The organism is Pseudomonas orientalis (assembly GCF_002934065.1).
In the GTDB taxonomy this organism is placed as follows: Bacteria; Pseudomonadota; Gammaproteobacteria; order Pseudomonadales; family Pseudomonadaceae; genus Aquipseudomonas; species Aquipseudomonas orientalis_A.
Genome location: NZ_CP018049.1, coordinates 5947363 through 5959777 on the forward strand (window position 1 = coordinate 5947363; position 12415 = coordinate 5959777).

Sequence of the window (12415 nt, forward strand, 5' to 3'; positions counted from 1 at the left end):
TTATTGAACGGCTTTACGCGGCACCGAGGGATCGGCCGGCAAGGTAAAAGAACGCAGATCGATCGTCGGCGCGCTGTCGGCGCCCAGGCGATGATCCAGAATAAGCAGTTTGGCATGGGCCAGGCCCTGGCTGAGCTGGCCCAGGTACTGCTCCAGCACGAAGGCTCGGCCCGCCGTGGCATAGGCCTTTTGTTCGGCAACAAAGCGCAGGTTCGCCGCCTGGGCACCTGCATTCACTTCGCGGGCGGTGGCCTGGGCCTGGTCGCGGGCCGTGCTGGCCTGCAGCAACGCCTGGTTGGTCTGCTCGCTGGCCGCGCCGCGCTCGCGCGCGATCAATGCCTGCGCGCCGATCTGCGCGGCTTGCACGCCGTGGTAGGCGTTGGCGGCGCCGGCCGGTGGGTGGATCGCTTCAACGACGGTGGCGAGAATTTCCACGCCACTGTCGAGTGCGTTCAGGTCCGCTTGCACGCTGCGACCGATCTCGTCGGCCAGGCTGGTGCGTTGTTCGCCGAGCAATTCGTCGAGGGTGCGCGAGGCGAACTCATGCACCAGAATACGGCTGGCGGTGCTGCGAATCAGGGTCGGGACATCGGCGCTGTGATAGGTGGCGGCCAGCGCCGCCTGGTCCGTCAGGCCGATGCGATAGACGAACCGCACGTCCATATTGACGATCTGGAAGCTCTGCTTGTCGCCGCTGCTGCTGGCGATGACCTGGGATTTATCATTCACATGGCTGGCGTCCCACAGGCGGTTAGCGATCAGCGGCGCCGGACCTTCGGCGCTGGCCAACTCGGGTGCGGCCGTTTCGCTGACGCTGGTCGCCAACTCATGCACCACGCCGTTCTCTACGTTCAACACGCGGCCCAGCGGCCAGGGCAACCCGGCGTGCAGGCCCGGGCCGAACACCTCTACCGGTTTGCCGAAACGCTCATAGATTCCACGGCCCTGCAAAGGCACTTCATGCACGCCCGTCAGCGCCCAGCCTACCGCGAGCACCACCAGCAGCACCGGCAGGAACGCGCGACGCATGTAGGTAAACGCCCAAATCTGGCGCAGGTCGATGCCGAAGCGGTTATGCAGTTCATGCTGCAACGCCAGCAAGGGTTGCGGTGGCCAGCGCAGCAGGCCGGCGACAAAGCTCTGCGCGATCAGGCGCGGTTCGAGGCGCGGCTGGCGCGGGCTGAACAGCGACAGCACGCCGCGCAGCAGGAACTCCAGCGCCACCAGCGCGGGCAGCAGGCCGATCAGCACTGCCAGGCGCAACGGCCACACCGACTCGGCACCGGCGAACAGCAGGCAAATCGAGCTGACCAACAGGCAACCGATCGCCACGCGGCACAGCTGCGCCAGGGCTGAGGCTTCAGGCCATTGCGCAGGTGTTTGCTGGGCCAGGCGCCGCTCGAACACCAGCACACCGAACGCCAGCGCCAACCCCAGCGCCGCGCCGATACTGGCGGACTGACCGACGGCTGCGGCGGGTAGCGTCAGGTTCCAGAATTCGATGATGCTGATCAGCGCCAACAATGACCAACCGCACAACCACAACACCGGCGCGCCAATCTGATCGCTGACGCGCTCAACCAGGCGAGCGTAGCGGCCGGTTTCTGTAACCGGCGCATCAACCGCCGGCTCTTCCAGCGCCTGGGCCCGCCAATCGGCGACCCACCACGCCGACTGCAGCCCGGCGACCAGCACCAACAGCGCCGATGAGCAATTGATCAGCACCACCGGCCAGATCGATACCGGTGCAAACAGCGCGACAAACAGCGCCAATACCCAACCGGTAACGGCCACGGCCGTCAGGCTGATGCCGGCTTGCCTCAATCGACGGGCATGGAACACCCCTTGCTGAAAGCGCGGCAGGCCTTCAACCGAAGCGCCGTCAGCTTCTAGATCCACTTGCATCCACTCAACGCCCGCTTGTACATAATTCGTTACGATATAACACAGGGCGTGAAATTTTTGTTCGCTTTTGGCCACGCCGACGATCTTGTGGGAGGGGGCTTGCCCCCGATGGCCATGGGTCTGTTGAAACAGGTGTTGGCTGACACACCGCTATTGGGGGCAAGCCCCCTCCCACATTTGAATCTGCGCTTTCTCGAGACCGTGACTAACCCCCCATAAACACGCGACATCACTGGTGCACGCTGCAATTAATCGGCACACTCCAGAACAGCTTTTCGCGGGTCCACGGACAAGGAAGCATCCCCCCTCATGATCTCCATCTATCAGCTCAAGCCGCGCTTTCAAAACCTGCTGCGCCCCCTCGTGCAACGCCTCTATGACAACGGCACCACCGCCAACCAGATCACCGTGCTGGCCGGTGTCATTTCCGTACTGGTGGGCCTGCTGATCGCCAGCTTCGCCCAGCACCTCTGGCTGTTTGCGCTGATCCCGCTGTGGATGATCGTGCGCATGGCCCTCAACGCCATCGACGGCATGCTCGCGCGGGAATTCGGCCAGCAGTCACGTCTGGGCGCCTACCTCAATGAACTGTGCGATGTGATCGCCGACAGCGCATTGATTCTGCCGTTTGCGCTGATCCCCGGCGTGAGCCTGGCGCCTGTGCTGCTGGTGACGTTGCTCGCGGTATTCAGCGAATACGCCGGCGTATTGGGGCCGATGGTGGGCGCATCGCGCCGCTATGACGGGCCGATGGGCAAGAGTGACCGGGCGTTCGTACTCGGCGTGCTGGCCACTGGCGTGGCGCTGGGCTGGCTCGGCGCCGGCTGGGTCGACACGGTGATGTGGCTGGTCGCCGCCCTGCTGGCCTACACCCTGGTCAACCGGGTGCGCCACGGCCTCAAGGAACAATCAGCAACCTCACCGATTGCATAAGGATTTTTGCGATGCGCGAACAGCAACAGCACACCTTCAGCACCCATGATGGCGTCGAGCTTTTTTACCGGCACTGGCCGGCTACGGCAGACGCCGGGCCGCGCAAGGCCATTGTGTTGTTCCATCGCGGTCATGAGCACTCAGGTCGAATCGCGCACCTGGTGGACGAACTCGGCCTGCCCGACTTTGACTTCTTCGCCTGGGACGCCCGTGGCCACGGCCAATCCCCCGGCGAGCGCGGTGACAGCCCCAGCTTTGCCACCAGCGCCCGCGACGTACAAACCTTCTGCGACCACATAGGCGCCGCCTACGGTATCGACGAGGAAAACCTCGCCGTTGTCGCCCAAAGCGTCGGCGCGGTGATCGCGGCCACCTGGGTGCATGACTACGCACCGAAGATCCGCGCCCTGGTACTCGCCTCCCCTGCCTTCAAGGTCAAGCTGTACGTGCCTTTCGCCCGCCCGGGCCTGGCACTGATGCGCAAGTTTCGCGGCAACTTTTTCGTCAACAGCTACGTCAAGGCCAAGTTCCTCAGCCATGACCCGCAGCGCGTGGCGTCCTACGACAGCGATCCACTGATCACCAAGGCCATTTCGGTGAACGTGCTGCTGGGCCTGTACGAAGCGGCCGACCGGGTTGTAGCCGATGCCCAGGCCATTCAAGTGCCGACCCAATTGCTGATCTCCGGCTCCGACTTCGTGGTGCACCGCAAACCCCAGCAGCAGTTTTTCGAGCGTCTGGGCAGCCTGAAAAAAGAGCTGCATGTGCTGCCCGGTTTCTTCCACGACACCCTCGGTGAACGTGACCGCGCCACGGCCGTCAACAGCGCCAGGCGCTTTATCCTGCAAAACTTCACGCAACCGCTGGACCGCGCCAGCCTGCTGGACGCCGACAAACTGGGCGCCACCTGCGCCGAATCCGAAGCCCTCGCCGCACCGCTGCCGCGCAATTCCCTGCGCGATCTGTACTGGCGCATGACACGCGCCAGCATGGGCCTGGGCAAGAACCTGTCCGACGGGGTGAAACTGGGCTTCGACACCGGCTTCGATTCCGGCAGTACCCTGGATTACGTGTACCGCAACACGCCCACCGGCAAAGGCGCGCTGGGGCGGATGATCGACACCAACTACCTGAACTCCATCGGCTGGCGCGGTATTCGTCAACGCAAGCTGAATGTCGAAGAACTGTTGCGCCTGGCCATGGCCCGGTTGCGCGCGGACAAGCGCGATGTGCGTATCGTCGATATCGCCGCCGGCCACGGGCGTTACATCCTGGAAGCGTTGCAGGGTGTAGCGCCGCTGCCGGAATCGATCCTGCTGCGCGACTACAGCGACATCAACGTGCGCGACGGCAGTGCGCTGATCCGTGAAAAAGGCCTGGGAGACATAGCCCAGTTCATCAAAGGCGATGCGTTTGACCGGGCGAGCCTGGCGGCGCTGGAGCCCAAGCCGACGTTGGCGGTGGTGTCCGGGCTATATGAGTTGTTTGCCGATAACGCGATGGTCGGCGGTTCGTTGGCGGGCCTCGCCGAAGCGGTGGAGCCCGGCGGTTATCTGGTCTACACCGGCCAACCGTGGCACCCGCAGTTGGAACTGATCGCCCGCGCCTTGACCAGCCACCGCCAGGGCCAGGCCTGGGTGATGCGTCGGCGCAGCCAGGCGGAAATGGATCAACTGGTGGAGGCTGCGGGCTTTCGCAAGATCACTCAGCGTGTGGATGAATGGGGCATTTTCACCGTGTCCCTGGCGCAGAAGATCTGAGCATGCGCGAACCTGGCTTATTCAAACCAGCGCTTCTCTGGCTGCTGCTGTTGGCACCGCTGTTTTTCAGCACCTACGGCCTCGCCACCTGGGTCACCACCCAGCGCAGCGATGTGGGCACGCTGGTGTTCGGCTGGGAAACCCACATGCCGTTCTGGGCCTGGACCATCGTGCCTTATTGGTCCATCGACCTGCTCTACGGTTTCTCCCTGTTGCTGCCGAGCACCCGCCACGAACTCAGGCAACATGCCCTGCGCCTGCTGACGGCCCAGGTGATTGCCGTCAGTTGCTTCCTGATCTGGCCGCTGCGCTTCACCTTCGAACGACCGGAACTGGATGGTGTGTTCGGCTGGTTGTTTGCGGTGCTGGCGGGCTTCGACAAACCCTTCAACCAGGCACCTTCACTGCATATCGCGCTGTTGGTGATCCTGTGGGTGATGTACCAGCGGCATACCCAGGGTTTCTGGCGCTGGGCAGTGCACGGCTGGTTTGCACTGATCGGCATTTCCGTGCTGACTACTTATCAACATCACTTTATCGACTTACCCACAGGCGCCCTCGCTGGCTGTTTGTGCGTGTGGCTATGGCCGCAGGAACATCCCAGCCCGCTGCTCAATGCCCGACTGACGCGCGACTCTAAACGCGGTTGGCTGGGTGCGCGCTACGCCCTTGGCGCGCTGGCGCTGATGCTGCTCGCGCTGGCCTTGGGCGGTTGGGGGCTATGGCTGCTGTGGCCGGCAGTATCGCTGGGTTTGGTCGCGACCAACTACTGGCTGCTGGGTGCCGAGGGCTTTCAGAAACGCAGCGATGGCCAGCTGACCCCAGCCGCGCGTTGGCTGTATGCGCCTTACCTGGCGGCCGCCTGGATCAATTCGCGGCTGTGGACACGTGGCCATCCACAGCCTGAACCGATTGTGGATAACGTCTGGCTGGGGCGGATTCCAGCGGCCGGCGAGCAACAGCCATTCAAGGCCATCGTCGATCTCTGCGCCGAGCTGCCAATTGATCCACAGGGCCGCCGTTATCAATGCATCCCGGTTCTGGACTTGATTGCGCCAACCTCCGCCGAATGCCTGCAAGCCGCCCAGGCCATCGAACGCTTGCGCTCGGACGGGCCGCTGCTGGTGTGCTGCGCCCTGGGCTACTCGCGCAGCGCAACGGCCATCGCTGCCTGGCTGTTGCACAGCGGGCGCGCGGCGACGATCGATCAGGCGCTGGCTATTATTCGTACAGCACGCACCCGTGTGGTTCTGCATCCTGCACATCGCTTGGCTTTGGAGGGTTTGCCCCATGCCCGCTGACATGGAACTGCACGTAGTTGCCGGCCTGCTGCGGCGTGGCCGTTCGCTGGACCAGTTATCCACAGGGTTGACAGTGATCGGTGTGCTGTTCGGCCTGGCCCAGTTGCTGATGGCGAGCGTTTCGACGATCTGCCTGCTGCTGGCCTTGTGGATGATCATCCTGGGGCTTCTACAGAAATACTGGGCGCTGCGCGTCGCGTTCGACGCCGATTTGTTCGCCCTGCTGGCCCGCGACACCCAGCGCACCGCCGACCTTGACCAAGCCCTGCAAACCCTTGGCCTGCAATCGGCCGAGCGCGCCGGCAGGCCCTGGACCGAGCGCCGTCGTGGTGCACTCAAATTGCTGCGCAAACAGGTCTGGCTGCTTGGCGCGCAAGTGCTGCTGACCCTGGGCGTAATACTTGCCAGCCCTTGGCTACCTTTCGCCGGATAAGGAGTTCCCATGTTCGAACCCGTGGTCGCCACACTGATTACCTCCATGGCCCGCACCGTCACGGGCGCTCGCAGCCTGTGGCTGGGTTGCGCGCCGGTGCCGGTGCAACGCATTTATTTCGCCAATCACAGCAGCCACGGCGACTTCGTGCTGGTATGGGCGTCGCTGCCGCAGAACCTGCGCAAATTCACCCGCCCTGTGGCCGGCAGCGACTACTGGAATAAAAGCGCGCTGCGCCGCTACATCATCAACCGCGTGTTCAACGGCGTACTGATCGATCGCGAGCGCAAGGACCCTGTGGATAACCCGCTGCAGCCAATGCTCGCAGCCCTGGAAGGCGGCGACTCGCTGATCATCTTTCCTGAAGGTACGCGCAATCTGGAAGACGGCCTGCTGCCGTTCAAAAGCGGCTTGTATCACTTGGCAAACAGTTACCCACAGGCCGAATTGATCCCGGTGTGGATAGCCAACCTCAACCGCGTGATGCCCAAGGGGCGTGTTCTGCCATTGCCGCTGTTATGCACAACCAGCTTCGGCGCGCCTCTGCAATTGGAAGAAGGCGAAGACAAAACCGCGTTCCTTGCCCGCACTCGCGACGCCCTGCTCGCCCTCGCCCCGGAGCACTCCTGAGATGGATAGCCAAACCCTGATGTTATTCGGCGGGATCGGCGCGATCCTGGTCACCGCCTCGCTGATCGGCCTGATCCTCAAGCTGCGCACCCGTGGCAACCCCAATGCGGTGATCGACAACCTCAACGCGCGCATCAACGCCTGGTGGGTGATGGTGGTCGTGATCGGTATTGCCTTCTGGCTCGGCACCGGCGCGGTGATCCTGCTGTTCTACGCGGTGTCGTTCTACGCCCTGCGCGAATTCCTTACCCTCACGCCGACCCGGCGCAGCGACTACCCGGCGCTGGTAGCGGCGTTCTACCTGGCCCTGCCGCTGCAGTACGTGCTGATCTATGCCGATTGGTACGGACTGTTCTCGATCTTCATCCCGGTCTACGTGTTCCTGCTGCTGCCGATCCTCGCCTCCCTGGGCGGCGACAGTACCCACTTCCTGGAGCGCGCATCGAAGGTGCAATGGGGCCTGATGATCGCAGTGTTCTGCGTGTCGTTCGTCCCGGCGCTGCTGACGCTGGACATCCCCGGTTATGAAGGCCGTAACCTGCTGCTGATCGCCTACCTGGTGATCGTGGTGCAACTGTCCGACGTGCTGCAGTACGTGTGCGGCAAGCTGTTCGGCAAACACAAGATCGCGCCCAACCTCTCGCCGTCGAAAACCGTGGAAGGTTTTGTCGGCGGCATCCTGCTGTCATCCCTGATCGGTGCGGCGCTGTGGTGGGCCACACCGTTCAATCCCTGGCAGTCATTCCTGATCGCGCTGCTGATCAACCTGCTGGGCTTTGCCGGTGGGATTGTGATGTCGGCGATCAAGCGCGATCGCGGGGTGAAGGACTGGGGACACATGATCGAAGGGCACGGCGGCATGCTGGATAGGCTGGACTCGGTATGCTTTGCAGCGCCGATTTTCTTCCACCTCGTACGCTACTGGTGGACCTGAGCCATCCCCTTTCTCAAAACAATGAAGATCAAACTGTGGGAGGGGGCTTGCCCTAATGCCAGTTCAGTTAAGGCTTTTTGTAGGAGCGAGGGGGGCGCCTAGCTCTTGCTCGCGAAAAACTCACACGCCTTAGGTTGCATCGACAAGAACATGGATGAACCGCTCATGGGATTTCTTTCACAGCTGTATCGTTACGGCCAGCGTGAGCAGCGCAGTTAACGTGAGGCCTACCTCATGGAGGATTGCATACGGTGGGTTTGTGCCGATTTGGAGGTGGATCAGTCTTGCGTCGGCACATGGGGCAATTCGGCATCGGCCTCAACATATGGACTGACTACTGTTCATCTGTGCCTAGACGTGAACCACAGGGTGGTTACAGGGGTGTCGGATCGCCCCGCGCTCCTGATGAACGTCAGATGGCCCTGTGTCAGGTAACAGCGTCCTGCCCCGTCGAACGCATGCAATCGAAAGCGGAGAATCCGCCTAGCAGCGGGATTCTCCGTTTCTGACCCTTCACTTTTGCGGCTTCGGACGATTCCGTACGTTCTTGGGGCATTGGCCCTTGGGCTCTCTTTGCGTATCCATCGCGGCCTTGAAGATACTGAGCTCCTTTTTGTTGGTGGGGTTTGGGGGGGCTTACCCTTTTTCAGGTCAATTATAGTAGTCATGGCAGAGCAGGTTGATGTGCTCATCAGCCAAGGCAAAATATAGATAATCGGTAATCTCCTACACGCCAGAAATGAAATGTCTTACATTTGATCTTGATTTTTTAATTTTACTTATTTTTCTTTTGGGCTAGCCTTTTCAACGTCACTTAGAAAAGTGACACTCACTCAAAATTAGGAGTAATACCTATGAAATCTATTTCTTTGGAATCGAAAAAAATCGCTAACTTGGCTTGCCTCGCAGCGGCCAAATCCCGCTGATTGCTGAGCTGAGTAGTTGATGAGCTGGGGAGTGCCGGCTACCCAGTCTCATCATTAACCTAGCGCAGAGTTAAAAAATGCTAATAAATCCGAATGTTTTCATGCTGGCTCGCACACCGTTCATCGTCATTTGGGATTACAAAAATCACACTCAGTTTGAACTTGACTTAGCTTATTCCACTCGTTTTATACAGCTTGTTGAAGATCCTTCTAGATTCGATAGTACAAGCGAAATGGATTCGGCATTTCTCGCCGCCGGACTGTTACTGACAGATATATCCCCGCAGAATGAATGGGGGTGGGACGATCTTTCGAAAATTTTTCATATTGGGACTAAAAATCTCCCCTTCGAACAACTACCGAACGATATTCACGAGTGGGCTTCTCTATACTTAGATCACTGTGAACAAGTCCTTGATACCCCTGCACCGATAGACCGTTTTGCCAAGCACTCCCATGAGGGGTTGATCTCGCTACCGGCTCCCAATTCGGAAAAGCAAACTAGCCCCCTTACAACCACTCTGCTCGACCGAAAAACGTCGCGTTCGTTTTCAGACCAGGCCGTTACTCTGGACGACTTAAGCTCACTGCTCTACCTGTCCTTAGGTTACCTCAAAGAGCGCGAAGCCGGAGCCGACGACACAATTCCTGAAACACTCAGGGCGAGACGCAGCAGCCCTTCCGGTGGCGGGCTGAATGCATGCGAAGGCTACGTCTATGCTGCCAGGATATTGGGGCTGGAGCCCGGTATCTATTACTACCACCCAGACCTTCATGCTTTAAGGCAAGTTCACTCGCTTCCCAACGAGCCTTTGGGATTACTGCTCGCCGGACAACACTTTATCAACGAACTTCCTATGGGACTGTTCATAACGTCACGTTTTGACAAATTATGGTGGAAATACGAGCACTCGCGTGCCTACCGCATGGCTTACGTCGAAGCCGGACATATCTCTCAAACCTTTCAGCTCGTTGCAACTGCGCTAGGGTTGGCTACCTGGTTGACTGGCGCGTTGAGTGATGAGCGAGTAGAGCTGTTATTAGGTTTGGAAGAGTCCGCAGAACAACCGCTGTTCTTCGTAGGCGGCGGTTATGGCGATGGGCAGGTGCAATGCAAGGAACTCAGGGCCTTGATAGAGAGTCGAGAGCGAGGGTAATAATGTCAGTTACAAATACATTCGTCTTTGCATCTAACGAGATCCGCCAATATACACTGGGTGATTGGGACAACCGTTCGGCCGTGCGCAGTAAGAATAGTACCTTCTTGCTTCCAGCTGATGCGGAGATTCTTCTGCAATTACAGACCAGGAAATGGTTTCCTCCAGCCTTTATTCCATATTTCAACGACAACACTATCCAGAAGTCCGGTGAGCATATCCAGCATCGATTGGCTGCGAATCATCTAGTCTACTTTCTCCGATATACGACGATCCTGGAGCATAAGATCGTTAACCGCTCGGTTGAGACCCTGATTCATGAAGAGCTGGGAATTGATTTGCCTCAAGCGATGAAACTTACGGCCTTGCAGCTTTACACTGACGAGGGTTATCACGCCCTTTTCTCCTTTAAGATCGCGGAACAGGTGGCGCATTTTTATGACATGCCAACCTGGGAGGATCCACCTAAACGTATCACTCTGCTACTCGAGTTGATGGACGCGACTTTGGACGAAGATCGTCCACTGGCTTGGTTTTTTTTCGGCTTTGTCTCTGAAACTATCATCGCCAAGGAGTTATTGAGCATAACCGGTGACACGCTAATCTCTACGGTATATCAGATGTTTCGAGAGCATCTGGAAGATGAAGCCCGACATAGTCGCTATTTTTCCGAAGTGTTCCATTACCTATGGCCGAAGTTATCCCCTGCCCAGCAAGAACACTCCGCGAGCCTATTGATTAAAATTATTTTTATCTTTGCTGAAGTGGACGAGCCTTGGTTGAGCGCTAGCCTGACGAGCGTCGGCATCCCTTTGTTCGAAGCCACCAGGATAGTCCAAGCACTACAGGCGCTGGATGTACGCACACGGCGAGCGCGCTCTATTGCCATGGGCACGCTTCAAGCGATGACGCGCGCCGGTTTCTTTGAGTTGCAAGCTCATCGGGAATTATTCAGCCAATCAGGACTCATTGATGCTTGAAATAAAGGATCACTCCGTTGTCAAGGCCAGGAAAGTCGGTGCCACCGTACTACTGATGGCAATGGTCATGCTGGGCGTGTTTCCGGTGGACGTGCTTCTGCCTTCGTTTCCTTCGTTATCGCAGCACTTCAGCACCACAACGTCCGAGATCGCCTTGTCGATCAGCTTCTTTGCCATCGGTATCTCGTTATCTCAGTTACTGATTGGCCCTTTGTCGGACATACTCGGCCGTAAAACGTTGTTACTTGCTGGCATGGCAGTATCCATGGCTGGCGCCTTGGGTTGCGTATGGGCCACGAACTATGGGTATTTTTTGCTATTCCGTGTGATCCAGGCAGTAGGGTGTGGCTGTTTCGTACTGTCCCAGGCATTGGTTCAGGATCTATTTATCGGCAAAGAGCGAGATCGTTTACGAATTCTCATGGTAACGGCCAGTGGAATCTTCATTTCGGTCTCCCCCCTGGCCGGAAGCTTGTTGCAGGAGCTGATGGATTGGCAAGGTAGTTTCTATGTCTTCGCAGTGATTGCCGCTTTGGTATTCGTGAAGGCTCTGGTATCGCTGGAAAACCTGCCTATCAATAACACGGGGCCGCGTATCAGTATCTTGAGAGCCTACCGGCGAATCTGCAGTAACTTCAGTTTCGTGGCCTACTGGCTAATCGCTGCAATTGTTTTTGCTTGCCATTTCTCATTCATCGTCATATCGCCCCTAATATTCATGGAGCAGTTGCAACTAAGCAGCTATGAGTTTTCTCAGACGCTGTTATTGTACGGAGCAGCCTATGTGACTGGCGGTGTCCTTGCAGGCGTAATGAATAAGCATCTGGAGGCGGGTACACAAATTGTTATAGGACTATTACTGATTTTCGTTGCGGGGTTAGTGATGCTTCTATTACGGAGCCAATTTGGCCTGTCCGTCTTCACCATGCTGGTCCCAATGATTATCTGTACAGCAGGCACTACCATAACGCGGCCTGCAGCCACGTCCAAAGCTATGGAGCTATTCCCGGATAACGCTGGTGCCTCGGCCTCGGCAGGCAATACTCTAATTTTTATCTCAGGCGGATTGATCAGTGCCCTAGTCAACCTCAGCACCAACAACTTGCAAATTACCCTGGCACTGAGTTTCATCGTCTTAAGCGGCATAGGTCTGCTGTTAAACCAACACATAAATCGCCACGCTAAGGTGTCGAGTTTGGCATGATTCTGATTTGCAGCGCCCCAGGGTAAGCATCCCCGTCAAAGTGCGGCCGAGCTTCGCGACAAGAAGCTTACGGCTGGCATTTGTCCGTGGTCCTAAACCGCCCTTGGTCATATGCTGATAGCCTGGGCCCGTGGCAATTAAATTCAAGCCGCTGTAAATAGAGGCCGCAATGCTACCAGTTCTTTTTTCTAAAGTTGGAACAAATAGTTACTTCCCCTCTTCAGGACGTTGATGTTTGATTGGTCGCCACTG

At 58.2% G+C, this 12415-nt stretch carries 10 protein-coding genes; 9 read left to right on the forward strand and 1 reads right to left on the reverse strand.

Annotation, left to right across the window (positions count from 1 at the left end; translation table 11 throughout):
• On the reverse strand, window positions 1–1905 hold the full coding sequence (gene hflK, locus BOP93_RS27030) for a protease modulator HflK (protein WP_104505360.1): 1905 nt from the start codon (window positions 1903–1905) through the stop codon (window positions 1–3).
• Window positions 1906–2214: 309 nt separating this feature from the next.
• Here hflK and BOP93_RS27035 point away from each other — a divergent pair, with 309 nt between their 5' ends.
• From BOP93_RS27035 to BOP93_RS27075, 9 genes are all read left to right on the forward strand, one after another.
• Window positions 2215–2838, forward strand: coding sequence for a CDP-alcohol phosphatidyltransferase family protein (locus tag BOP93_RS27035; protein ID WP_104505209.1), 624 nt, complete (start codon window positions 2215–2217; stop codon window positions 2836–2838).
• Window positions 2839–2849: 11 nt separating this feature from the next.
• Window positions 2850–4598 (forward strand): bifunctional alpha/beta hydrolase/class I SAM-dependent methyltransferase, encoded by a 1749-nt coding sequence (locus tag BOP93_RS27040; protein WP_104505210.1) that lies wholly within the window; start codon window positions 2850–2852, stop codon window positions 4596–4598.
• 2 nt (window positions 4599–4600) lie between these two features.
• A complete protein-coding gene (locus BOP93_RS27045; protein ID WP_104505211.1) occupies window positions 4601–5899 on the forward strand; it encodes a phosphatase PAP2/dual specificity phosphatase family protein in 1299 nt (432 codons plus the stop codon).
• Window positions 5889–6332: a hypothetical protein gene (locus tag BOP93_RS27050; protein WP_104505212.1), complete on the forward strand. Its 444-nt coding sequence runs from the start codon at window positions 5889–5891 to the stop codon at window positions 6330–6332. Before BOP93_RS27045 ends, BOP93_RS27050 begins: the two co-directional genes overlap by 11 nt.
• A gap of 9 nt (window positions 6333–6341) precedes the next feature.
• Window positions 6342–6962, forward strand: coding sequence for a lysophospholipid acyltransferase family protein (locus BOP93_RS27055; protein WP_065886684.1), 621 nt, complete (start codon window positions 6342–6344; stop codon window positions 6960–6962).
• A gap of 1 nt (window position 6963) precedes the next feature.
• Window positions 6964–7896: a phosphatidate cytidylyltransferase gene (locus BOP93_RS27060; protein WP_065897798.1), complete on the forward strand. Its 933-nt coding sequence runs from the start codon at window positions 6964–6966 to the stop codon at window positions 7894–7896.
• A 1003-nt stretch (window positions 7897–8899) separates the two neighbouring features.
• The gene (locus tag BOP93_RS27065; protein ID WP_104505213.1) at window positions 8900–9979 is read left to right on the forward strand and encodes a SagB/ThcOx family dehydrogenase; all 1080 of its coding nucleotides are present in this window, start codon (window positions 8900–8902) and stop codon (window positions 9977–9979) included.
• A 2-nt stretch (window positions 9980–9981) separates the two neighbouring features.
• Window positions 9982–10959, forward strand: coding sequence for a diiron oxygenase (locus tag BOP93_RS27070; RefSeq protein ID WP_104505214.1), 978 nt, complete (start codon window positions 9982–9984; stop codon window positions 10957–10959).
• A complete protein-coding gene (locus tag BOP93_RS27075) occupies window positions 10952–12163 on the forward strand; it encodes a multidrug effflux MFS transporter (protein ID WP_104505215.1) in 1212 nt (403 codons plus the stop codon). The genes BOP93_RS27070 and BOP93_RS27075 overlap by 8 nt, the downstream gene beginning before the upstream one ends.
• The last annotated feature ends 252 nt before the right edge of the window (window positions 12164–12415 follow it).

What these genes read in the sequence shown, in the direction of transcription:
- hflK (WP_104505360.1), bottom strand. Translation starts at nt 1,905, where the DNA reads ATGCAAGTGGATCTAGAAGCTGACGGCGCTTCGGTTGAAGGCCTGCCG.
- BOP93_RS27035 (WP_104505209.1), top strand. Translation starts at nt 2,215, where the DNA reads ATGATCTCCATCTATCAGCTCAAGCCGCGCTTTCAAAACCTGCTGCGC.
- BOP93_RS27040 (WP_104505210.1), top strand. Translation starts at nt 2,850, where the DNA reads ATGCGCGAACAGCAACAGCACACCTTCAGCACCCATGATGGCGTCGAG.
- BOP93_RS27045 (WP_104505211.1), top strand. Translation starts at nt 4,601, where the DNA reads ATGCGCGAACCTGGCTTATTCAAACCAGCGCTTCTCTGGCTGCTGCTG.
- BOP93_RS27050 (WP_104505212.1), top strand. Translation starts at nt 5,889, where the DNA reads ATGCCCGCTGACATGGAACTGCACGTAGTTGCCGGCCTGCTGCGGCGT.
- BOP93_RS27055 (WP_065886684.1), top strand. Translation starts at nt 6,342, where the DNA reads ATGTTCGAACCCGTGGTCGCCACACTGATTACCTCCATGGCCCGCACC.
- BOP93_RS27060 (WP_065897798.1), top strand. Translation starts at nt 6,964, where the DNA reads ATGGATAGCCAAACCCTGATGTTATTCGGCGGGATCGGCGCGATCCTG.
- BOP93_RS27065 (WP_104505213.1), top strand. Translation starts at nt 8,900, where the DNA reads ATGCTAATAAATCCGAATGTTTTCATGCTGGCTCGCACACCGTTCATC.
- BOP93_RS27070 (WP_104505214.1), top strand. Translation starts at nt 9,982, where the DNA reads ATGTCAGTTACAAATACATTCGTCTTTGCATCTAACGAGATCCGCCAA.
- BOP93_RS27075 (WP_104505215.1), top strand. Translation starts at nt 10,952, where the DNA reads ATGCTTGAAATAAAGGATCACTCCGTTGTCAAGGCCAGGAAAGTCGGT.